Source organism: Variovorax sp. (genome assembly GCF_035634955.1).
GTDB lineage: Bacteria > Pseudomonadota > Gammaproteobacteria > Burkholderiales > Burkholderiaceae_C > Variovorax.
Map to the genome: position 1 here is coordinate 40,278 of NZ_DASQBZ010000027.1, position 21,960 is coordinate 62,237.

At 71.8% G+C, this 21,960-nt stretch carries 23 protein-coding genes; 17 read left to right on the forward strand and 6 right to left on the reverse strand.

The genetic code is table 11. From position 1 onward, the window contains the following. Nucleotides 1-98: 98 nt before the first annotated feature. A complete protein-coding gene (locus VES41_RS18335; RefSeq protein ID WP_324819994.1) occupies nucleotides 99-473 on the reverse strand; it encodes a response regulator in 375 nt (124 codons plus the stop codon). A gap of 177 nt (nucleotides 474-650) precedes the next feature. Here VES41_RS18335 and VES41_RS18340 point away from each other — a divergent pair, with 177 nt between their 5' ends. The 3 genes from VES41_RS18340 (at nucleotide 651) to VES41_RS18350 (ending at nucleotide 4,321) form a co-directional block, all read left to right on the forward strand. After that, complete coding sequence (locus VES41_RS18340; protein WP_324819996.1) at nucleotides 651-935, forward strand: hypothetical protein; 285 nt, start codon at nucleotides 651-653, stop codon at nucleotides 933-935. A 163-nt stretch (nucleotides 936-1,098) separates the two neighbouring features. Beyond that, entirely contained in the window at nucleotides 1,099-2,601 is a 1,503-nt protein-coding gene (locus tag VES41_RS18345) for an ATPase domain-containing protein (protein WP_324819998.1), read from the forward strand. Nucleotides 2,602-2,605: 4 nt separating this feature from the next. Continuing rightward, a complete protein-coding gene (locus VES41_RS18350; RefSeq protein WP_324820000.1) occupies nucleotides 2,606-4,321 on the forward strand; it encodes a response regulator in 1,716 nt (571 codons plus the stop codon). Nucleotides 4,322-4,342: 21 nt separating this feature from the next. Here VES41_RS18350 and VES41_RS18355 read toward each other — a convergent pair whose 3' ends face one another. Beyond that, entirely contained in the window at nucleotides 4,343-5,140 is a 798-nt protein-coding gene (locus VES41_RS18355) for a pentapeptide repeat-containing protein (RefSeq protein WP_324820002.1), read from the reverse strand. 105 nt (nucleotides 5,141-5,245) lie between these two features. On the opposite strand from VES41_RS18355, the gene VES41_RS18360 reads away from it, so the two are divergent. The 8 genes from VES41_RS18360 (at nucleotide 5,246) to fae (ending at nucleotide 12,373) form a co-directional block, all read left to right on the forward strand. After that, nucleotides 5,246-5,635, forward strand: coding sequence for a 4a-hydroxytetrahydrobiopterin dehydratase (locus VES41_RS18360; RefSeq protein WP_324820004.1), 390 nt, complete (start codon nucleotides 5,246-5,248; stop codon nucleotides 5,633-5,635). 122 nt (nucleotides 5,636-5,757) lie between these two features. Beyond that, nucleotides 5,758-6,801: a beta-ribofuranosylaminobenzene 5'-phosphate synthase family protein gene (locus VES41_RS18365; RefSeq protein ID WP_324820006.1), complete on the forward strand. Its 1,044-nt coding sequence runs from the start codon at nucleotides 5,758-5,760 to the stop codon at nucleotides 6,799-6,801. Between the two features lie 22 nt (nucleotides 6,802-6,823). Then, nucleotides 6,824-7,744 carry an NAD(P)-dependent methylenetetrahydromethanopterin dehydrogenase gene (locus VES41_RS18370; protein ID WP_324820008.1) on the forward strand — a complete coding sequence of 307 codons (921 nt, stop codon included), beginning with the start codon at nucleotides 6,824-6,826 and terminating at the stop codon, nucleotides 7,742-7,744. A gap of 13 nt (nucleotides 7,745-7,757) precedes the next feature. Beyond that, nucleotides 7,758-8,900 carry an ATP-grasp domain-containing protein gene (locus VES41_RS18375; protein ID WP_324820010.1) on the forward strand — a complete coding sequence of 381 codons (1,143 nt, stop codon included), beginning with the start codon at nucleotides 7,758-7,760 and terminating at the stop codon, nucleotides 8,898-8,900. Continuing rightward, entirely contained in the window at nucleotides 8,897-9,898 is a 1,002-nt protein-coding gene (gene mch / locus VES41_RS18380; protein WP_324820012.1) for a methenyltetrahydromethanopterin cyclohydrolase, read from the forward strand. The genes VES41_RS18375 and mch overlap by 4 nt, the downstream gene beginning before the upstream one ends. Continuing rightward, a complete protein-coding gene (locus VES41_RS18385) occupies nucleotides 9,898-10,836 on the forward strand; it encodes a RimK family alpha-L-glutamate ligase (RefSeq protein ID WP_324820014.1) in 939 nt (312 codons plus the stop codon). The genes mch and VES41_RS18385 overlap by 1 nt, the downstream gene beginning before the upstream one ends. Then, entirely contained in the window at nucleotides 10,833-11,738 is a 906-nt protein-coding gene (locus VES41_RS18390; protein ID WP_324820016.1) for a triphosphoribosyl-dephospho-CoA synthase, read from the forward strand. The genes VES41_RS18385 and VES41_RS18390 overlap by 4 nt, the downstream gene beginning before the upstream one ends. Before the next feature lie 122 nt (nucleotides 11,739-11,860). Further along, nucleotides 11,861-12,373: a formaldehyde-activating enzyme gene (gene fae, locus VES41_RS18395; protein WP_324820018.1), complete on the forward strand. Its 513-nt coding sequence runs from the start codon at nucleotides 11,861-11,863 to the stop codon at nucleotides 12,371-12,373. Between the two features lie 16 nt (nucleotides 12,374-12,389). Here the strand turns inward: fae and VES41_RS18400 are convergent, their stop codons facing one another. Further along, entirely contained in the window at nucleotides 12,390-12,899 is a 510-nt protein-coding gene (locus VES41_RS18400) for a dihydroneopterin aldolase (protein ID WP_324820020.1), read from the reverse strand. Nucleotides 12,900-13,046: 147 nt separating this feature from the next. Here VES41_RS18400 and VES41_RS18405 point away from each other — a divergent pair, with 147 nt between their 5' ends. Genes VES41_RS18405 through VES41_RS18425 form a run of 5 tightly spaced genes read left to right on the forward strand, consistent with a single transcriptional unit; the run spans nucleotide 13,047 to nucleotide 18,420 of the window. Then, nucleotides 13,047-15,140 (forward strand): sigma-54-dependent Fis family transcriptional regulator, encoded by a 2,094-nt coding sequence (locus VES41_RS18405; protein WP_324820022.1) that lies wholly within the window; start codon nucleotides 13,047-13,049, stop codon nucleotides 15,138-15,140. After that, the gene (locus VES41_RS18410) at nucleotides 15,121-15,753 is read left to right on the forward strand and encodes a flavoprotein (RefSeq protein WP_324820399.1); all 633 of its coding nucleotides are present in this window, start codon (nucleotides 15,121-15,123) and stop codon (nucleotides 15,751-15,753) included. Before VES41_RS18405 ends, VES41_RS18410 begins: the two co-directional genes overlap by 20 nt. Beyond that, a complete protein-coding gene (locus tag VES41_RS18415; RefSeq protein ID WP_324820024.1) occupies nucleotides 15,732-17,096 on the forward strand; it encodes a DUF6513 domain-containing protein in 1,365 nt (454 codons plus the stop codon). The genes VES41_RS18410 and VES41_RS18415 overlap by 22 nt, the downstream gene beginning before the upstream one ends. Further along, nucleotides 17,093-17,689 carry a DUF447 domain-containing protein gene (locus VES41_RS18420; protein WP_324820025.1) on the forward strand — a complete coding sequence of 199 codons (597 nt, stop codon included), beginning with the start codon at nucleotides 17,093-17,095 and terminating at the stop codon, nucleotides 17,687-17,689. Before VES41_RS18415 ends, VES41_RS18420 begins: the two co-directional genes overlap by 4 nt. Further along, nucleotides 17,686-18,420 (forward strand): (5-formylfuran-3-yl)methyl phosphate synthase, encoded by a 735-nt coding sequence (locus tag VES41_RS18425; RefSeq protein ID WP_324820027.1) that lies wholly within the window; start codon nucleotides 17,686-17,688, stop codon nucleotides 18,418-18,420. Before VES41_RS18420 ends, VES41_RS18425 begins: the two co-directional genes overlap by 4 nt. On the opposite strand, the gene VES41_RS18430 is transcribed toward VES41_RS18425, so the two are convergent. Genes VES41_RS18430 through VES41_RS18440 form a run of 3 tightly spaced genes read right to left on the reverse strand, consistent with a single transcriptional unit; the run spans nucleotide 18,357 to nucleotide 20,995 of the window. Further along, nucleotides 18,357-18,953, reverse strand: a complete 597-nt coding sequence (locus tag VES41_RS18430) for an aspartate kinase (protein WP_324820029.1) — start codon at nucleotides 18,951-18,953, stop codon at nucleotides 18,357-18,359. The genes VES41_RS18425 and VES41_RS18430 overlap by 64 nt on opposite strands. Before the next feature lie 7 nt (nucleotides 18,954-18,960). Then, entirely contained in the window at nucleotides 18,961-20,034 is a 1,074-nt protein-coding gene (locus VES41_RS18435; RefSeq protein ID WP_324820031.1) for a hydantoinase/oxoprolinase family protein, read from the reverse strand. Further along, entirely contained in the window at nucleotides 20,027-20,995 is a 969-nt protein-coding gene (locus VES41_RS18440; RefSeq protein ID WP_324820033.1) for an ATP-grasp domain-containing protein, read from the reverse strand. Before VES41_RS18440 ends, VES41_RS18435 begins: the two co-directional genes overlap by 8 nt. 32 nt (nucleotides 20,996-21,027) lie before the next feature. Here VES41_RS18440 and VES41_RS18445 point away from each other — a divergent pair, with 32 nt between their 5' ends. Then, nucleotides 21,028-21,801 carry a HisA/HisF-related TIM barrel protein gene (locus VES41_RS18445; protein WP_324820035.1) on the forward strand — a complete coding sequence of 258 codons (774 nt, stop codon included), beginning with the start codon at nucleotides 21,028-21,030 and terminating at the stop codon, nucleotides 21,799-21,801. The last annotated feature ends 159 nt before the right edge of the window (nucleotides 21,802-21,960 follow it).

Consider the following 21,960-nt stretch of genomic DNA (forward strand, 5'->3'; position numbering starts at 1 on the left):
AACAAATTTTGTGAAGGCCCAAGCGGCGGCCCCGGCATCGGGGCGTCCGTCAGCCGAGCCGACCAGGTGCCGAAAAGGCGGCGCAGCGGACGGACCCGTCAGCCGGCCGCATAGGCCATGCAAAGGCCGAAGAAGTCGTCGAGTTCGGTCGACTTGTCGAAAACCGCGTCTGCGCCAAGCTCGATGCACCGCTGGCGCACTTCGGGCGTCGGGTAGTTGGTGAGCACTACCATCCGCTGTCCAGCGCCGCGCCGCTGAAACCTGCGCAGCACGGCCATGCCCGAACCGCCCTTGAGGAACAGGTCGACGATGGCCAGGTGCCAGCCCTGCCCGTACGAATCCAGCGCGTCGATGGCTTCGGCGGGCGTCGCCGCGACGGCGACGACTTCGACGCCGACGAGTTCGCGCATCGCCGCGATCAGGTTGTCGCGGATGGTCGGGTTGTCTTCGATCAGCACTGTCGTGAGAGGCATCGTGATAGAGGGTTGTTGCTTGCCGCATGCGACAAGGCTTCACGTCGGTGCGCGTGCAAAGCTATGCGATGCGCAACGACGGCGTTGTAGGCCGGTGCCGCAAACTTGCGGCTCCAGGGTTTTCCGGGCAGCGAACGACGGTAGATTCCGGCTTTTCAGCCACTTTGAGGACCACATATGCCCGTTCCCCCCGCCTCCCATGCGCCTGGCCAGGCGGCGCCGCTGGACGAAGCGCTGAAGAAGAACGAAGAGGTAACCGAGGAGATCAAGGAGGCAGCCGACGACCTGGTCGTGGTTCATGCGGTGCTGGACCAGTCGGCGCCGGACGGCGGCGAGAGCGCCGACGCGAAGGAGGCGGTGGCCCAGACGCGTGAGATCGAAAGGCGCCTGGGCAAGGCGGCCGAGAAGCTCGACGACGTCAACGAGACGCTGCGTCGCGAAGCGGAAAGCCGGGCGTCCTAGAACCGGCCGGCGCGCCCGGTGCCGGCGGACCAGGCCCGATCGACTACACGTGCCCGCAGCGCCGGCCTACACGTCGACTGGTGCCACGGAACCTGGGGCGAACCGATAACTGTTTACGCTCGGCGAGTCCAATGTCCAAGCGTCCAACACGACGCCTTTCGCCATGCCAAGCCGCCGCCCGCCTCCCGCCTCACCGGTCCCGCAACCCAGCGGCATCCCTGGCCTCGATGAAGTGCTGGCCGGCGGATTGCCCGGCGGCCACCTGTACCTGGTCGAGGGAACGCCCGGCGCCGGCAAGACGACGCTCGGGCTCCAGTTCCTGTTGCAGGGGCGTTCGCTCGGCCAGAAGGGCCTGTACATCACGCTTTCGGAGACCTCGGAAGAACTGGTGCAGGGGGCGTTTTCCCACGGTTGGGATCTGGACGACATCGAGATATTCGACCTGGTCAGCGACGAGGGCCTCAGCGTCGACGCCGAGCAGAGCATCCTCAATCCGTCGGATTTCGAGCTGGGCGAGACGATCCGCGGGGTCATGGCGCTGGTCGAGCGGGTGCGTCCGGAGCGCGTGGTGTTCGACAGCCTGTCCGAACTGCGCCTGCTGTCGCAGAACCCCCTGCGCTACCGGCGCCAGATCCTGGCGCTCAAGCGCTTCTTCCACACCCAGACTTGCACCGTGCTGATGCTGGACGACAAGTCGAGCAGCGCCGGGGACCTGCAACTGCACAGCATCGCGCATGGCGTGATCCACCTCGAGCAGGACACCAGCACCTACGGCCCTGACAAGCGCAGGCTGCGCGTGGTCAAGCTGCGCGGGGTGAGGTTCCGCGAGGGCGAGCACGACTTCAAGCTCGACAAGGGCGGACTGCAGGTGTTCTCGCGCCTGATTGCCAGCGAACACGGGCGCGATCATTCGAGCAGACTGGTCGGGTCGGGCAACCGCGAACTCGACCGCCTGCTCGGCGGCGGGCTGACGCCGGGCAGCAACCTGCTGTTCGCGGGCCCCGCCGGCGTAGGCAAGACGACGACCGCGGTGTCTTGCGCGCGCGCGACCATGGAGCAGGGGGGCAAGGCGGCATTCTTCCTGTTCGACGAAGGCGTCAGGACGCTCCTGACGCGATCGCGCGCGCTCGGCCTCGACATCGAGCAATACATCGCCAGCGGGCAGTTGCTCCTGCACGCGATCGACCCGGCCGCCATCTCGGCCGGCCAGTTCTCGCACTACGTGCGCGACGCGGTCGAGCGCCAGGGCGTGACGACGGTGGTCATCGACACGCTCAACGCCTACCTCATCGCCATGCCGGGCAGCAACTTCCTCATGCTGCAGATGCACGAGCTGCTCACCTACCTCAACCTGCAGGGCGTTGCCACGATCCTGGTGTTGTCCCAGCACGGCCTCAGCGGCGAGGTGCCCAACGACGTCGATCTCAGCTACCTGAGCGATTCCATGCTGCAGTTCCGCTACTTCGAGGCGAGGGGACAGATCCTCAAGGCGATGTCGGTCATCAAGAGCCGTGCGAGCGCGCACGCCTCGACGATCCACCAGTTCCGCCTCGGTCCTGGTGGCTTGGAGATCGGTGACGCGTTGACGGATTTCGAGGGCGTCATGGCGGGGCTGCCGCGCTACCGCGGCCGCACGTCGCTGCTTGGTGACGATGAACAGGTGTGACGGCGTGGAGAACCGAATCCTCATTCTTGCGCCCTTCGGGCGCGATGCGCAGGTCGTCGGCGAAGTGCTCGGCGCGCGCCAGGTGTCGGCCCACGTGTGCAAGGATGCCGACGCGCTGATCGAGGAGATCGGCAAGGAGTCGGCGGCGACCGTCCTGACTGAGGAAGCGCTGGGCGACGATCTGGTCGATTCGCTGCGCGCCGTGCTCGCGCGCCAGCCGCCGTGGTCCGACTACCCTTTCGTGGTGCTGGCGGCCCGGCAGACGGTTCGCCGCAGCGACAAGGCACGCCTGGCGCTGCAGGAGCTGTGCAATCTGGTCCTGCTCGAGCGCCCGGTGAATCCGGACACGCTGGTGAGCGCTGCGCAGTCCGCCCTGCGCGCCCGCCGCCGCCAGTACCTCACGCGCGAGCATCTGGCCCAGTTGCAGGCCTCCAAGCTCGCCGTGGACCGCCTCAACGGCGAACTCGAGACGCGGATCGCCGAGCGCACCGTCGACCTGGCCGGGGCGAACGACCGGCTGATGCACGAGATCATGGAGCGCGAGCGCGTCGAGAACTCGCGCGTGCAGAACCAGAAGATGGAGGCGCTGGGGCGGCTGACGGGCGGCATCGCGCACGACTTCAACAATCTGCTGCACGTGGTCAACCTCAACCTGCAGCTGATCGGCCGGCTACAGGTCAGCGAGGAACGCGTCGGCAACTATGCGCGCAGGGCCAAGGAAGCGGTGGACCGCGGATCGCGCCTGACGGCGCAATTGCTTTCCTTTGCGCGCACGCAAAGCCTGGTGCCGAGGCTGCACGACATCAACGAGCTGATCCGCAACATGGCCGAGCTGATCGCCATTTCGGTGGGCTCCCATGTCAAGTGCTCGCTGCAGATGTGTGCCGATCCGGCCTACGTCGTCGTCGACGCGGCGCAGCTGGAAATGGCCATTCTCAATCTCTCCGTCAATTCGCGCGACGCCATGCCCCAGGGCGGCACGCTGGAAATCCAGACGGCCATGGTGCCGCCCGGTGCGGGCGCCGGCGCAGACGGCCAGTGCGGTAGCGACGACACGGCCAGGCCGATGGGCTCGGTCGCCCTGACCGTGCGCGACACCGGCCAGGGCATCGCCGAGAACCTGCTGGGCAAGATCTTCGATCCGTTCTTCACGACCAAGCAGCATGCGGGCACCGGCCTTGGCCTGAGCCAGGTGTACGGCTTCACCCGGCAGTCCGGCGGCGATGTGCAGGTGCAAAGCGTCGTCGGCGCGGGAACGACCTTCAGGCTGGTCTTTCCAGTGGCGGCCGCGCCGGACGGGGCCGATACCAATGCGCCGCTCGCCGAGCAGAATGCCGCGGCCCCGTCGGAGGCGGAAATCCTGGTGGTGGAAGACGATCCGGGCGTGCGGCGAAGCATGGTCGAGTGCCTGCAGGTGCTCGGCTTTCGCGTCCGCCAGGCCGCCGACGGCGCCGCCGGCCTGGTCGAACTCAAGAGCGCCAGGCCCGACCTGCTGCTGGTCGACTTCCTGATGCCGCACATGAACGGCGCCGAGCTGATCGCCCATGCGCGCGAGATGTACGGCGACATCCCCGTCCTGCTGGCGACCGGATATGCCGACATGAGCGCCGTCGAGCGCCTGATCGGATCGCACTCGATACTGGCCAAGCCCTTCGACCTGGACACCTTGGGCAAGGCCGTTTCGGCGGAGCTGCGTGCCGGCCACGCCGGGCACCGCTGAAAGGGGCAGGCGAGCGTCCCGTCAGCGCACCATGCGGCCGGCGTTCTCGGCGCGGTCGAGCCCCTTGGCCGCGTCCAGGCCCTTCACCTCGCGAAAGATCGTTCCGTCGAGGTCGGCCTCGGTGAAGTCGGCGCCGGCCACGTCGGCGCCCGTGAGGTCGGCGCCGGCGAGCCTGGCGCGAAAGAAGTTGGTGCCGCGAAGGTTGCTGCCCTTGAGGTTGCAGTAGGTCATCAGCGAGCGGTTGAAGTCCGCGTCCGCCAGCGTGGCGCCGGCCAGGTTGGCATTGGACAGGTCGGTGCGCATCTGTCCCATGCCCTGGTTGCGGATGTTCACGCCCACCGTGGCGCGGCTGAAGTCGGCGCCGGAGAGGTCGGCGCCGGGCAGGTCCGCGATCATGCGCGCGCCGCTCAGGTTGGCGCCCTTGAAGGTGGGCGGCTTCTTCACCTCGCCGCCCAGCACCACCACCGACAGCAGGCTCGCGCCGCTGAGGTTCGCGCCCGTGAAGTCCGTGCCCATCAGCCAGGCCCCGTTGAGGTTGGCGCCTTCCAGCGTCGCGCCGCGGAAGTCGGCCTGCACGAGCTTGCTGCCGAAGAAGCTCGCGCCCTTCAGGTTGGCCCGGCGGAAGTCCATCCGGCTCAGGTCCAGGTCCGACAGGTCCTTGCCCGACAGGTCGGCCGGCGCCGCGGCCGATGCGGCCTGCAGGGCGCCGCGCACCTCGTCGGCGCTCATCTGTGCGGCCACGGCATCGGCCGCCGCGCCGATGGCGACCAGCAGCGCAGCCACGGTTGCGCGGCACGGGCGGCGCGCGTCGTTCGTCATCGGCAGGCCCGGGCCGCTGACGTGGCTACTGCGCGGGCGCCGTGCGCGCGGGCCAGCGGCGACCTAGCATCGGCCGCCTGGTTGACCTGGTCGAAGGGGACAGACATGAGCAGTTGGCGCAAGAAGACGGCCTCCGAGGTGTTCACGCCCGAGGAGATCACGGCGCGGCTGGCCGACGAATTGCCGCGGTGGTACTTCGAGGATGGCTGGATCCGACGCAAGTTCAGGACCAGCGGCTGGAAGGGCACGCTGATGGTGGTCAACACGGTGGGGCACCTGGCCGAAGCCGCCTGGCACCACCCCGACCTGACCGTGTCGTACGCCTTCGTCACGGTCAAGCTCATGAACCATGCCGCCAAGGGCGTGACGGAGAAGGATTTCGAACTCGCCAGCAAGATCGAGGAGGTCGTGATGTGGCAGCCCGGCGCGGTCGAGGGCGCTGCGCTGGAGGGCACGCCCGACGACCCGCGCTTCAAGTACATCAAGTACGACTGACGGACACGTGGTGACACAGTGTCCTCAACCCGATACAGGCCGACGCCCTGCCGCTGCGCCGCGCGCGGACCGGCCGCCCGCGCGGGCCTGCGGGGAACGGAGCTTGCTTTGCGCAGGTACCGATGGACTTCCCGCGCCGCCTGCATGATGAAGCCCTGGTCGTCGACTCGAGGGCCAGCGTCTCGTTGCGCGCCCCGGCGCGCCTGCACCTGGGCTTCCTTGATCCCGGCGCCTCGCTCGGGCGCCGCTTCGGCAGCCTCGGGCTGGTGATCGACGGCTTCGAGACCGAAGTCGAGATCAGCGCGGCCCTTCGCGCGTCGGTCAGCGCGAGGGCCGGCATCGACGCGGCCGAGGTCGCGCGCGCGCAGGACTGGATGCAGCGCCTGCAGCGCGAGAGCGGCTGCCGCGAGCCGCTGCACCTGCGGCTGCTGCAGGTGCTGCCCGACCATGCAGGCTTCGGCTCGGGCACGCAACTGGCCCTGGCCATTGCGCGCGCGTTCGCGCACTGGCATGGCCTGGACATCGCCACCGCCCGGCTGGCGCAGTGGCTCGGAAGGGGCGCGCGCTCGGGCATCGGCATTGCCGGCTTCGACCAGGGCGGGCTGCTGGTCGACGGCGGGCCCGGCGCCGGCGGCGAGCCTGCGCCGCTGCTGTCGCGCGTGCCGTTGCCGGCGGACTGGCGCGTGCTGGTCGTGCAGGACCGCGCGCAGAAAGGGTTGTCCGGCGCAGAAGAACGGCGGCGCATCGAGTCGCTGGCGCCGCTGCCGCGCGCGCAGGCGGCCGATATCTGCCACCAGGTGCTCATGCGCGTGCTGCCCGGCGCGGCGACGGCCGACTTCACGGCCTTCGCCTCCGGCATCACGCACGTCCAGCACGTGCTGGGCGACTACTTCGCGCCCGCGCAGGGCGGCCACCCGTTTGCCAGCGCCGCGGTCGAGCGGGTGATCGACGCGATCGCCGCGGCCGAGCCGGATGCCGGCCTGGGCCAGAGCTCGTGGGGACCGACCGGCTTCGCCATCCTGCCTTCGGCGGCGCGTGCGCAGGCGCTCGCCGACGCGCTGCAGGCGTCGCAGGTCGTCGGCCCGTCACTGGCGCTGCGCGTCGTGTCGGGGCGCAACACCGGGGCACTGCTGCTGGATCGGCGCGCCGCCGGGCCGGCGCCCTGACGCGTCCACTCCAGGAGTTGCCATGGAACGTCCCTACATCCTTCACATGGTCACGCCGGGGCGCCAGCTCAGCCCGTTCGACGTGAACATGGCTGCCGATGCCGGCTACCAGGTCATCGCGCCGTACTGCGAGGTGGGGCCCGACGCCATCGCCGGCCTGGTGCAGGACACCATCTTCTCGCGCAGCCCCAAGGGCCTCCTGCGCACCGGCATCTTCATCGGCGGGCGCGACGCGCTGGTGGCGGCCGACCTGCTGGAGCGCGCGAAGTCGGCCATGTTCAAGCCCTTCCTGGTGTCGCTGATGGCCGACCCCAGCGGGGCCTACACCACGGCGGCGGCGATGGTCGCATGCGTCGAAGCGGCGCTGCGCCCCGGGCACTCACAGGGCCTGAAGGGCCTGCGCGTGCTCGTGGTCGGCGGCAGCGGGCCGGTGGGCCGTGTGGCGGGGGTGATCGCCGCCCAGGCCGGCGCCGAGGTCTACCTGGGCAGTCGCGGCGACGCCGCGGCAGCCGACAAGGTGGCGCGCGAGACCGGTCAGCGCTTCGCCGTCGGCCTGCACGGCACGTCGCTGGCCGACGCACAGGCGCTGCAGGCGGCGATCGCGCAGGCCGACGTCCTGCTCGGGTGCGCCGCGGCCGGCGTGCAGGCAGTGCCGGCGCAGGCCCTGACATCGGCCGCGCGGCTGAAGGTCGCCGCCGACCTGAACGCCGTGCCCCCCGAAGGCATTGCCGGCGTTGGCGCGACGGACGACGCCAAGCCGCTGGCCGGCACCGGTGCGGTGGGCATCGGCGCGCTGGCGGTCGGCAATGTCAAGTACCAGACGCAGCAGCGCCTGCTGCAGCAGATGCACGAGGCGCCCTCGGCGGTGGTGCTGAGCTTCCCCGACGCCTTCGCCACCGCGCGCGCCTTCCTCGCCGAGAAGGCCGGCAAGCCGGCGGCCTGAGCGCCGCGCCGCCATGACCGGACTCGCACTGGCCGCCATCTCCGCCCGCATGCTGGCCCAGGCGGCGCGCGACGATGGCTTCGAGGTGGCGGCGCTCGATCTCTTCGGCGACATCGACACCCGCCAGGCCGCGTCACGCTGGGATGCGATCGGCGAGGCGGCGGCAATGGCCATCGACGGCGACCGGCTGCTGGCCGCGCTGGCCTCGATCGCCCAGGCCGGGCGCACGGCAGGCTGGATCGCCGGTGCCGGCTTCGAAGGTCGGCCCGACCTGCTCGAACGCGGCGCGGCCATGTTGCCGCTGATCGGCACGCCGGCCGATGCCCTGCGACGCGTGCGCGACCCGCAGGCCTTCTTCGCGCTGCTGGATGCGCACGGCATCGCGCACCCGCCGGTGCGCGCAACGGCGCCACCGGACGCGGTCGGCTGGCTCGTGAAGGACGCGCACGGCTGCGGCGGCTGGCACATCCGGCCGGCCGGCGAAGCGGACGACGCCGGGCATGCGGAGGGCGGCGGGCGCTACTTCCAGCGCGAGGTGCCAGGCCAGCCGATGTCTGCCACCTTCGTGGCCAACGGGCGCGATGCCGCCATCCTCGGCTTCAACCAGTTGATCGTGCGTCCGCTCGGCGGGCGGCCGTTCGTGTTCTGCGGCGCGGTCGGACCGGTCGCGCCAGGCGAGCAGGTCGCCGCCCGCGCCACCGCCGCCGTGCGCGCGGCGGCGGCAGGGTTCGGCCTGCGCGGCCTGTGCAGCCTCGACTTCATGGCCGACGGCAATGCCGTGCAGGTGCTCGAGGTCAACGCCCGGCCATCGGCCAGCATGGCGCTCTATGCCGCGCGTGGCGGCATCGTGGCCGCGCACGTGCGCGCCTGCGTCCAGGGGCTGCTGCCGCGCTGGCCGCCGCAGGGCGCGCGCGATCCGGTCCATGGCAGCGAGTTCGTGTTCGCGCCGCGCCCGTTGCGGCTGGACGCCGCGGCAATCGACCGGCTCGCGGCCCGCGGCGACTGCCACGACATCCCGGCCGGGCCCGCCGTGGTCGGCGCGGGTGATCCGCTGTGCAGCGTGAGCGCCCGAGGCCCCGATGCCCAGGCCGTGCACGCCATGCTGGCAAGCCGGCGCGGCGACGTGCTGCGCCTACTGGAAGAGACCTACGCATGAACACCGCCGCCGCACCCGCACTGAGCGTGAACACGCTTGCCCGTCCCCTGGTCGAAGCGTTGATCCACAACGCCGCGGCGCTGGGCGTGCAGGTGCGCCAGGACGCATCCGGTGCGTGCATCGTGGATGCCGGCATCGAAGCCGCGGGCAGCGTGGAAGCGGGCCTGCGCGTGGCGCGGATCTGCATGGGCGGCCTCGGGCAGGTGCGGCTGCGCAGCGGCGGCAGCGGCGCGGCGCAGGACTGGCCGACCTGGGTCGAGGTGCACAGCGCGCAACCCGTGCTGGCCTGCCTGGCCAGCCAGTACGCCGGCTGGAGCCTCGCGGCCAGCAAGGAAGAGACCGGCGGCAGGAAGTTCTTCTCGCTCGGCTCCGGCCCGGCGCGCGCGCTCGCGGCCAAGGAAACCCTTTTCGCCGACATCGGCTACCGCGACCGCGCCGGCACCGGCGTGCTGGTGATGGAGGTCGACCGGCCGCCGCCGCCGGTGATCATGGACAAGCTGCTGCGCGACTGCGGCCTGGATGCGGCCGGGTTGACCGTCATCCTCACGCCCACGACCAGCGCGAGCGGGACGACGCAGGTGGTGGCGCGCGTGCTGGAGGTGGCGTTGCACAAGGCGCACGAGCTGGGCTTCGACCTGGGCGCGATCATGGGCGGCTCGGGCACGGCGCCGCTGCCCGCGCCCAGCCCGGACGGCGTGCAGGCCATGGGGCGCACCAACGACGCGATCCTGTACGGCGGCCGCGTGCACCTGACCGTGCGCTGCGACGATGCGGCCGCGCGCCAGCTGGCGCAGCAGCTGCCCTCGCGCAACTCGCGCGACCATGGCCGCTCGTTCGCCGACATCTTCCAGGCCGCCGGCTTCGACTTCTACAAGATCGACGGCGCCTTGTTCGCGCCGGCCGAGGCGTGGGTCAGCAACCTCGACAGCGGCAACACCTGGCACGCCGGAGGCCTCGACATGCCGCTGCTGATGGGCCAGTGGCGCCAGGAGGCGTGATGCCGCCGGCCGTCGCCATCATGACCGACGAGGTGGGCTGGCACACGCGCCAGCTGCAGGCCGCGCTGCGCGCGCGCGGCGGCGTCGGGCGCTGCGTCGACCTGGCCGACTGCCGCATCGACACCACCGCCGCATGGCACGGGCTGGTGATTCCCGGCTTCGGCCGCGAGCTGCCGGACGCGGTGCTGGTGCGCGGCATCGCCGGCGGCAGCTTCGAGCAGGTGACCAAGCGGCTGGGCGTCCTGCACGCGCTGCGCGAACTGGGCATCGCGGTCTACAACGACGCCCGCGCGATCGAGCGCAGCGTCGACAAGTCGATGACCAGCCTGCTGCTGCATGCGGCAGGCGTGCCGACGCCGCCGACCTGGGCCACCGAATCGCTCGCGCAGGCGCAGCGCATTGCCATTCGCGAAGGCGCGGCCGGGCATGCGCTGGTGCTCAAGCCGCTGTTCGGCTCGCAAGGCAAGGGGCTGCGGCTGGTGGGCCGGGTGGCCGGCGTGCATCACCCGTTGCCGGACATCGAGGGCGCCTACGGCGCGTTGGCGTACCTGCAGCGTTTCATCCCCGCGCAGGAGGCACCCGGCTTCGATTGGCGCGTGCTGGTGGTCGGCGGGCGCGCGGTCACCGCCATGCGGCGGGTGAGCCGGCACTGGATCCACAACGTGGCGCAGGGCGCGCGCTGCGAGCCGGCGGCGTTGACGGCCGACCTCGCGTCGCTGGCCGAGGCGGCGGCGGCCGCGCTCGGCATGGACTACGCCGGCGTCGACCTGATGCCTTCGCGGCGCGGCACGCAGGTGATCGAAGTCAACGGCGCGGCCGCCTGGCAGGGCCTGCAGCGCGTGACGTCCTTCAACATCGCCCGCGCCATCGTCGACGATCTGCTCGACCGCCGCCTGGCCGGCGCGCCCATGCGCACGCCGCAGGCGCGCAGCGCGTGACCGCGCCCGTCACGCCGACGCGACAGCGCGCCATCGAGCGGGCGCGGGCCGGCTTCCTGCGCGCGTGCGAGCTGGACGTGGCCGTGCGCAAGCCCGGCAACGTGAGCCGCGCCTCGCCCGGCCACGGCATGACGGCAGAGCTGTTCATCGCCAGTGCGCGCGCCGCCGCGGTGCCGCTGTTCCGCCCTGGCGCGCGGGTGGGCGAGCGCATCGAAGCCGCGGTCGAGGCGAGCTGGGCCGCCGCCGGCTGCAACACCAACCTGGGCATCGTGCTGCTGTGCGCGCCCATCGCCCGCGCCGTCGACCTGCGGCCCGATGCCGTCACCGCGGCGGCGCTGCGCGAGGCGATCGACGGCGTGCTGCAGGAGCTCGACCTGGCCGATGCGCAGGCCGCCTTCCGCGCGATCGCGCGCGCCCGTCCGGGTGGATTGGGCGCGGCGCCGGAGCAGGACGTCAACCAGGCGCCCAGCGTCGACCTGCGCACGGCGATGGCGCTGGCGGCGCGGCGCGATGCCATTGCACGCCTGTACCGGGACGGCTACGGACCGCTGTTCGAACTGGTCGATGCGGTGCTCGACCCGGGTGCTTTTCCTGCCGCCGCGGCAACGGATGGCATGGCCGATGCAGCCACCTCGGCGGCCGTGCTGCGCCTTTATCTGGCGCTGCTGGCGAGCGTGCCCGATTCACACATTGTCCGGATTCATGGCGAGGCGGTGGCACAGACTGTCATGGCTGCGGCGCAGCATTGGCAACGGCAGGCCGGCCGCGGTGGGGCCATCGGCGCCGATCCCGACTTCGCCGCGTGGGACGCGGCGCTCAAGGCGCAGCGCATCAACCCCGGGACGAGCGCCGACATGACCGTGGCCGCACTGCTGATCGCGGCGTTGCTGGCGCGCGCCTGAAGCCGTGCCGCCGGCCGCCCCGGCCGCGGGTGGCACGGAACGTGATAACGACGGCATCAGGCCTGGCCCGCAAGGCCGGTGTCCCTATGGCCCCAGAAACGCAACACAGGAGACGAGAAGCCATGGCAAAGATTGATCGCATGATGGTCGGCGAATCGCTCGTCGGTGACGGCAACGAGGTTGCCCACATCGACCTGATCATCGGGCCGCGCGGCAGCCCGGCCGAGACAGCGTTCGCGAACGCCCTGACCAACCAGAAGGACGGGTTCACCTGCCTGCTGGCGGTGGTCGCGCCCAACCTGCTGACCAAGCCGGCCACGGTGCTGTTCAACAAGGTCACGATCAAGGGCGCCAAGCAGGCCGTGCAGATGTTCGGGCCGGCGCAGCGTGCGGTGGCGATGGCCGTCGCCGATTGCGTCGAAGACGGAACCATCCCCAAGGACGAGGCCGACAACCTCTTCATCTGCTGCGGCGTGTTCATCCACTGGCTGGCCGAGGACGACAAGAAGATCCAGGACTACAACTACCAGGCTGTCAAGGAGTCGATCCAGCGGGCCGTCTCCGGCTCGCCCAGCGCCGCCGACGTGGTCGCGAAGAAGGGCAGCGTCGACCACCCGTTCCAGGCGCACAGCTGAAGGTGGCGCGGGGGCCTCAGCGCCCGCCGGGCACCATGCCGGACCCGATCAGGCGCAGCACCGCGCCTGACCGGGACGGCCGCGGCGCCGCCCGGCGCTCGATCTGCACGCCGACGGCCGCCACGTCCGCGAACTTGCGCGGCTTGACCACCTTGACGCGCACCCAGCGGGCGCCGAACTCGTCCAGCAGCATGCCGGCGATGTTCTCGGCCAGGGCCTCCAGCAACTGAACCCGATGGGTCGACAGCAGCTGGCGCAGCCGTTCGCACACCACGCCGTAGTCGATGGTGTCGCCGATGCGGTCGGTGTCGCACGCGTGCGCGCGCGGCAGGCCCGCATGCACGTCGATCACCAGCGGCTGCGGCTGGTGCAGTTCGGATTCATGCAGGCCGATGACCGTCTCGCCGACGAAGCCTTCGATGAAGATCAGGTCGAGCGCCTGCGCCGGCGCATCCGTCGCGGGTTGCTGCGGTGCACAAGCGCGCGGGCGGTCGTGCTGCGTCGGTTCCGGGTCCGGATGCGGCATGCCTGTCTCCTTTGGTCGCAACCGCCGAATGCTGTTGCAATGTGTATCGTTTGGGCCACCCCAAACTGCAAAATGTGGGCCAGTATCCGAAGTCAGGATGGAGGCGGGACGCTGCACCGGCGATCCGGCCCCGACAGGAGACACAACATGGCGCTGACGCTGAGCAAGGGCATTCGGCCGGTCGATCCGCACGCGGACCGCGTGCTGGACATCGTGCGGACCGGCATCCAGGAACAGGCCAGCGACCCGGTGACGCTGTCGTGGATCCGCTGCGTCGAGCAATACCACCTGCATCCCGACAAGCCCCATGCGCCCGACGTGCTCGAGCGCGTGCCGCTCGAGGAGCGCCGCGCGCGCCACGCCGCGGTGATCGAATGTGCGCGCTACGAGATGACCACGCTCTACCAGCAACTGGCCGACAGCGAGATGGGCGTGGTGTTGACCGACACCGACGGGGTGATCCTGCACATGGTGTCTTCGCCCGAGTTCGCCGCCGAGGTCGGGCCGCTGGGCCTGCGCGCGGGCGGCATCTGGAGCGAGGCGGGCGCCGGCACCAACGGCATGGGCACCTGCCTGGCCGCCGGCGGGCCGGTGTCGGTGCGCCGCGACGACCACTTCTACACGCAGTACACGCAGCTCACCTGCTCGGCCGTGCCGGTGTACGACCCGGGCGGCAACATCGTGGCCGCGCTCGACGTGACCAGCCGCTCGCTGCTGATGCAGCAGCACATCCTGGTGCTGCTGGGCATGACCGCCCGCATGATCGAGAACCGCCTGATCGACCGGCAGTTCCGCGACGCCCATCCGCTGCACTTCCACAGCCGGCCCGAGTTCGTCTACACGCTGCACGAGGGCAAGCTGGCGGTCGACGAGGACGGGCGCGTGCTGGCCGCCAACCGCAGCGCGATGTTCCAGCTCGGCCTGCAGTCGATGGAGCAGATCCGCGCGCGCCGCATCGAGGACCTGTTCCAGACCTCGCTGGCCGACATGCTGCAGCGCAGCGCGTCTTCGTCCTTCCACCCGGTGGTCACCTACGGCACCGACGCGGCGCTGCGCTTCTTCGCGGTGGCGCGGCGCCCGGCCTCGCAGGCCGACGCCGCGTGCGGCTCGCTCGGCGCCGCGGCGACGCCGGTGCCGATCGGGACGACGGCCACGCGCGCCAGGCCGCGCCCGGGCCTTGCGCGCGCGGCGCAGCCGGCCGCAGCCATCGAGGACCCGCGCATCGTCGCCCAGCTCGAGACCGGCCGGCGCGTCATCGCGCGCGGCACGCCGGTGCTGATCTGCGGCGAGACCGGCTCGGGCAAGGAGGTGTTCGCGCACGCCCTGCACGACAGCAGCGCCCGCGCCGCCGGGGCCTTCGTCGCCATCAATTGCGCCAGCCTGCCCGAGAACCTGATCGAGTCCGAGCTGTTCGGCTACAGCGCCGGCGCCTTTACCGGCGCGCAGCGCGCCGGGCGGCGCGGCAAGATCTTGCAGGCGGACGGCGGCACGCTGTTCCTCGACGAGATCGGCGACATGCCGATGGAGCTGCAGTCGCGCCTGCTGCGCGTGCTCGACGAGCGGCGCGTGACGCCGCTGGGCACCGAGGAGACGCACGCGGTCGAATTCCAGCTCATCAGCGCCAGCCACCGGCACCTGCTGACGCTGGTGCGCGAGGGCCGGTTCCGCGAAGACCTGTACTACCGGCTTGCCGGCGTCGAGGTGCACCTGCCGCCCCTGCGCGAGCGCAGCGACAAGCTCGAGCTGATGCGCCGTGTGCTGGCCGCCGAGGGCGGCGCCGACGCCCGCCTGAGCGCCGAGGCCGAGCGCATCCTGCTGGCGTATTTCTGGCCCGGCAACATCCGCCAGCTGCGCCACGTGCTGGGCGCCGCGGCCGCGCTGGCCGATGGCGAGCCGATCACCCGCAACCACCTGCCCGCGCTGGCCCCCGGCCAACCGTCGCACGCCGGTGGCGAGCACCCGCCGGCGCCGGGCTACGGGCGCGGCGAGCCGGCGCAGGCGGCGGCAGGCGGCGGTACGGCGGGCGACCCGTCGCGCGCCGGCCATGCCGATGCCGCGCCGGGCCTGGCCAAGCTCAACCCGATCCAGGCCAACGAACGGCGCCTGCTGCTGCAGATGCTGGAGCAGCACCGCTGGAACGTGAGCAACGTGGCCAAGGCGCTGGACGTGAGCCGCAACACCCTCTATCGCAAGATCCACAAGCTGCAGATCGAGGTTTCCCATCCAGACCACGACGCGTGATGCGGCCGGCGCACAGCCGGCGCCCGGCGACGAGGCGCCGGCGGCGGACGGCGAGCCGCGCTCGCGCTTCGCCTGGTGCGTCACCGGTTCGGGCCACTACCTCGACGAGTCGATGGCGCTGGCCGCGCGGCTGCCCAAGGTCGACCTGTTCCTCTCGGCTGCCGGCGAAGAGGTGCTGGAGATCTACAAGCTGCACATCGACAGCCTCAAGGGGCGGTTCAGGATCTTTCGCGACAAGACCGCCAGCGGCGTGCCGGTGGGCATGCTCTACGACGGCATCTACCACACCGTCGTCGTCGCCCCGGCCACGAGCAACACCGTGGCCAAGTGCGCATTCGGCATCAGCGACACGCTGCCGACGAACATGTTCGCGCAGGCCGGCAAGCAGGGCATCCCGGGCATCGTGTTTGCATGCGACACCGAACCCGTGGTGGTGACGAAGTCGCCGCACGACTGGGTGACCGTGCGCCCGCGCGGCATCGAGCTGGAGAACGTGCAACGGCTGCGTGCCATCGACCTGTGCCGCGTCGTCGCGTCGCCCGCCGAACTCGAGGCCGCGCTGGCGCTGCGATTGAAGGAACTGGCCCTGGCATGGAACACATCCTCTTCCTGACCGGACACCTGGCCAAGCCGAGCCTGGAGCGTGTGCTGGCCGGCATCGAGGGCGCGCCCTTCACCTGGGAAACGCGCGACCTCGGGCTGCAGGTGGCCGGGCTGATGACGGCCGACATGATCCGTCGGCGCCTCGCCCTGCCGCTGACCGGCACCGGCGCGCCGGGGGACGGCCCGCGCCGCGTCGACCGCATCCTGGTGCCGGGCCGCTGCCGCGGCGACCTGGACGCGCTGGCGGCGCACTTCGGCGTGCCGGTGCAGCGCGGCCCAGAGGAGGTGAAGGACCTGCCGCCCTTCTTCGACCGTGCCGCGCGGCCCATCGCGCTGGACGACTACCGCGTGGCCATCTTCGCCGAGATCGTCGACGCCCCGCGGATGGACGTGCCGGCCATCCTGGCACGCGCTGCGCGGCTGCGCGCCGACGGCGCCGACGTGATCGACCTGGGCTGCCTGCCGCAGACGCCCTTCGCCCACCTGGAGGACAGCGTGCAGGCGCTCAAGGCGCAGGGCTTCGCGGTCAGCGTGGATTCGCTGGACACGCATGAGCTGCTGCGCGGCGGGCGCGCCGGCGCCGACTACCTGCTGAGCCTGACGCCCGACACCTTGTGGGTGGCGCAGGAAGTGGCCGCCACGCCGGTGCTGATCGGCCGCTCGCCGGCGGACGAGGCCTCGCTGTTCGAAGCGGTGGAGCAGATGCAGCGCGAGGGCCGGGCCTTCCTGGCCGACCCGATCCTCGAGCCCATTCCGTTCGGCCTGACCGCGTCCATCGTCCGGTACCACCGGCTGCGCGAGCGCTTTCCGCAGGCGCCGATCATGATGGGCATCGGCAACCTCACGGAGCTGACCGAGGCCGACACCAGCGGCATCAACGCGCTGCTGCTGGGCATGTGCGCCGAGCTCGACGTGGCGGCCGTGCTGACCACGCAGGTCAGCCCGCACGCGCGCCGCGCGGTCAGGGAAGCCGATTGGGCGCGCCGCATCATGCATGCCGCGCGCGGCCATGCGCAGTTGCCCAAGGGCCTGAGCGACGCATTGATGACTGTGCACGCGCGGCGGCCGTTCCTCGACACGAGCGAGGAAATCCAGGCGACGGCGGAGCAGGTGCGCGACCCGAACTTCCGCGTCCAGGTGTCCGGCGCCGGCCTGCACGTCTACAACCGCGACGGCATGCGGCTGGGCCGCGACCCGTTCGAACTGTGGCCGCAGCTGGGCCTGGAAGGGGACGCGGCGCACGCCTTCTACATGGGCGTCGAGCTGGCCCGCGCCCAGATCGCCCACCAGCTGGGCAAGCGCTATGCGCAGGACCAGCCGCTGGACTGGGGCTGCGCGACGGAAGGCAGATGAACGACGTGATCTTCGAAACCGTGCTGACCACGGTCGCCGCCGACGGCCGGCCGCACGTCGCACCCATGGGCGTGCGCTACCGCGGCGAGCAGGTGCTGCTGATGCCCTTCAAGCCATCGACCACGCTCGACAACGTGCTGGCGACCGGCGCGGCCGTGCTCAACATCGTCACCGACACGCGCGTCTTCGCCGGCTGCGTCACCGGCCGGCGCGACTGGCCGACGCAGCCGGCCGAGCGGGTCGCCGGCGTGCGCCTGGCCTGCGCGCTCAGCCACGTCGAGTTGCGCCTGGCCGAGCGCATCGACGACGTGCAGCGACCGGTGCTGCACATGGCGCGCGTGCACGAGGCGGTCCATGCCGTCTTTGCAGGCTTCAACCGGGCGCAGGCCGCCGTGATCGAGGGCGCGGTGCTGGTGAGCCGGCTTCGCATGCTGCCCGCGGACAAGGTCGACAGCGAGATGGCCTACCTGCAGATCGCCATCGACAAGACCGCCGGCGCGGCCGAGCGGGAAGCCTGGGGCTGGTTGCGCGAGGCGGTGCAGCGTCACCGCGCGGCCGAGCGCGCCGACATCCCGCAGGGGCTGGCGCCATGAAGTTGCTGGTCAGCGTGCGCAGCGTCGACGAGGCCATGCTGGCGGCCGGCGCCGGTGTCGACTTCATCGACCTCAAGGAGCCGGGGCAGGGCGCCCTGGGCGGCCTGCCGACCGGGGCCATCGGCGCGATCGTCGCGGCCCTGCGCCGCAGCGGTGGCAGCCGCCTGGTCAGCGCCACCATCGGCGACGTGCCGATGCACGAGGCGCCGCGCATCATCCGGTGCGTCGAGGCGGTCGGCCGGTGCGGCGTCGACTACGTCAAGGTGGGCATCGAGCGCACGCCGGCGGCGCGGCCGGTGCTCGATGCGCTGGCCGCCTGTGCCTGGCCCGTGGTGCCGGTGTTCATCGCCGACCGGGGGCTGGAGATGGCCGACGTGGCCCACGCCTGTGCGCTGGGTTTCCCGGGCGTGATGGCCGACACGCAGGACAAGCTGCGCGGCAGCCTGTTCGACGCGCTGCCGACGCACGTGCTGCAGCGCTTCATCGCCACGGCGCGCGCGGCCGGCACGATGGTCGGGCTGGCGGGGGCGCTGCGTGCGGCGCACGCGCCGCAGCTGCGCGAACTGGCGCCCGACTTCGCGGGGTTTCGCAGTGCGGTCTGCGCGGGCGACCGCAGCGGCGCGCTGGATCCGGCGCGCCTGCACGCACTGGTCGGCCTGCTGCGCGATCAGGCGACGTACCGACCGCCGCCCAGCAGCAGCGCGCGCACGCGGCCCACCTCGGCGCAGTGAACCACGTCGATCGGGAACGCGGCGCCTTCCGACAGCGCGCCGAAGCGCTGGTCGACGATGCCCTGCTCGCCCAGTTCGGACAGGCTCAGCGTCGGGTCGATGGCGCATGACTTGACCAGCACCAGCCGCTCGGCGTTGAGGCTCAAGGCCAGGTCGAGCGCGATGCTGTCCGAGGTGACGTCCCAGTTGGTGCGGTCGCTCGCGCGCTTGCGCTGAAGTTCGAAGGGCAGCCACAGCGCGGTCTGTCCCTTGTGCAGCACGCGATGGATGTCGGCGCGGCTGCGCGTGAGCTGCAGCGCCGGGTTCAGGCCGTGCATGAGGTAAGCGGTCTGCGCCATGGCCAGCACCGCCATGTTGTGCGCGCTCAGGTCGCTGATGCGCCAGTGCGCCTGGGCGTGGCGCACCGCGTCGGCGAAGGCGCCGCCGCCGCACACCAGGATCACGCGCCCGCCGCCGCACTCGGTGAGCAGGGCGAGCCACTCCTGCAGGAGTGGATGGGTGTTGAGGCTGCCGCCGATCTTGACGATCCACATGGGCTGCTCAGCCGTCCAGGAACAGGAGCGAGGCCACGGCCACGCTGGGCGCGCACACCTGGGCCCGGTCGCGCACGCCGGCGAGGGCGGACGGCGACGCCTGCGCGACGTCGTGGCCGTAGCGCAGGTGCCGCCGTGCCTGCGCGTCGCCGAAGGCACCCGCGGCGACCGCATCGGCCAGGAAGGCGCCGCAGCCGGCGCAGACGATGGCGGCGTCGCCGGGCAAGGGCTGCGCCGACAACACGCGCCGCGCCTCGCCGGCCAGCAGCCGGACCTGCAGCGCGCGCCAGGTGCGTGCGAAGGCCAGCCAATCCGCGCGCGTGCCGTCGCGCGCGTCCAGGCCGATCATGCGGGCCAGGCGCTGCTGCGTGGCGGGCTCGTCCTTGGTTGCGTTGTCGGCGGCGGGGTGCAAATCGTGGGCCGGATCGAGTTCGCCGGTCAGGCGGTAGACGTCGGCGCTGGTGGCGAAGAACTCGTTCATGACGTTGTGCGGCTGCCCGCGCCAGTCGATGCGGTGCGCCACCGCGCACAGCGGCGTGCGCACGACGCCGTGGTAGGCCAGCTCGCCGCTGGCCAGGCGCTGCGCGTCGGTGCGGCTGGTGGTGGGCACGCGGCCGTCCCGCAGGGCCACCAGGTCGGTGGTGGTGCTGCCGATGTCGACCAGCAACCCCGTGCCCAGCACGCGCGCCGCATGGCGCGCCGTGGCCAGCCAGTTGGCGGAGGCCACCTCGCGCCAATGGGCCGGCAGCTCGGTGTCGCGCAGCCAGCCGGCGTCGCCGGCGAAGAAGCGCAGGGGGCCTTCGAGTGCGCGCGCGAATGCGTCGGCGATTGCCAGCACGCCGCGTTCGCGGTCGGCGAACAGGTCGACCATCTCGCCGGTCATGGTGATGGCGTGCCGTGCCTGGGCCATGGCGCGCCAGCGCTGCCAGGCCGCCTGCAGCACCGGCTCGAGCCGGTCCAGGCCCTGCCACAGCGGGCAGGCCCATTGCGCCACGTCGACCACCTGCCCGTCCTGCACCAGGCAGGCCTTGACGTGCGCGCCGCCGATGTCCCAGCCGATGACGCTGCGCTTTTCAGGCATGGCAGGAGGCTGCCGCCGCGGCGCGGGCCCGGTCGTGGCAGGCGATCGCGTCGGCGGCCAGGTTGCGCCCGAGCGTGCTGGACAGGCCGACGTAGGCGCAGGTCACGCGCGGGTTCACCTCGATGACCACCGGGCCGAGGCGCGCATGCCAGACCAGGTCGATGCCGACGAAGCCGCGCAGGCCCGGGATGGCGCCGTGCACCTGCGCCGCCAGTGCAGCCAGGGCGCCGAAGCGCGCGTCGGCTGGCGGCACGGCGTTCCCCTGCACGCCGCGAAATGACAGCCAGCCCTGCGCATCGGCATGCAGCTGCTGTTGGTTGACACAGAGCAGCTTGGCCTGCCGCGGGCCGCACATCAGCGACAGGCTGAGCGCGCAGCCTTCGATCCACGGTTCCATCACGGCGTGTTCGCCGGCCGCCGCACGCACGCGCCAGTCGGCCCAGGCGGCCGCGCGCCCGCGATGCACGCGGGTGGCCAGCGCGCCGGCTCCGTCGTCGGGCTTGACGACCCAGCGGTCGACCTCCGGCGAATCCTCGAACGCCAGCGGGGTGGCGATACCGGCCGCGGCCAGCGCCGCCAGCGTGGCGTGCTTGGACGTCGCCACCTCGATGGCGGACAGGTCGCAGCCCAGCCAGCGCCGCGGCTCGACGCAGGGGTGCAGGGCGGCCAGCAGGCCGTCGGTCTCGGGGGCGATCACCCAGGCCAGGTCGTGCGCGCCGGCCTGGCGGCGCACGAAGTGCGCGGCCGATTCGCCTTCGTGCGGCGTCACCGGCCGCGCCAGGGGCGCCGGTGCCGCCGCCAGCTTGCAGGTGGCGACCGACACGTGATAGGTTTGCAGCGCCAGCAGGTCGGCCACCACGGCGTCGCGCATGGCCTGGCCCATCGCCAGCAGTTCTCCGGCCGCCTCGCCACCCGTGTCCGCGCCACCGCTCAGGGACTCATACACGAAGACTCGGGTCATCGTTGCCACGCAGATCTCCTCATTGGTCCGACATGAAGCTCATTCCCGTCATCGACCTCCTGCACGGGCAGGTGGTGCGTGCCGTGCGCGGCGACCGCCAGTCGTACCGGCCCATCGTCTCGCGCCTGTGCGACGGCAGCGATCCGGCCACGGTGGCGCGGGCGTTGTGCGCGCACTGCGCCACGCGCCAGCTGTACGTGGCCGATCTCGACGCGCTGCAAGGCCGGCCGGCGCAGGTGACGGTGCTGCGCGCGCTGCTGCAGGCCATGCCGGGGCTGGAGTTGTGGCTCGACGCCGGCTTTGCGGACCGCGCCGCGGCCGACGCGCTGCAGCGCGCACTCGACGTGGACGAGGCGCAGTGGGTGCCGGTCTTCGGCAGCGAATCGCTGGCCTCGCGCGAGGCACTCGCCGAGTGCTTCGACGCCGGCCGCGGGGGGCCGGGCGCAAGCGGCGTGCTGTCGCTCGACCGGCGCGACGGCCGCAGGCTGGACGTGGCCGGCTGCTGGGACACACCCGCGCACTGGCCCACACGCGTGATCGTGATGACGCTCGAGCGGGTCGGCGCTGGCGCCGGCCCGGACCTGCAGACGCTGGCCGAGGTGCGGGCCCGCGCGCCGGGCGCGTTCCTGGTCGGTGCCGGCGGCATCCGCAATGCGGCCGACCTGGACGCCGCGCGCCGGGCGGGCGCGGGCGCATGGCTGGTGGCCAGCGCCTTGCACGACGGCGGCCTGCCGCGCCAGGCCGGCGCCGATGGGGTCGTGCGGTCGGCAGGCTCCGGGCCAGCGTCGCCCCCGGACGGCGGATGAATCGAACGCGTCATTGGCGCTGGCGCATCACGTTTCGTGCCAGCGCGCCAGGGCGCGTGGCTGGACCCGGCACGACCCGCAAAGGCCGGAACTGCAACAGCACGCGCCACACAGTGTCACTTTTCTGACGGGTCGGCGCGCAGCGCGCGCGGCCTGGCG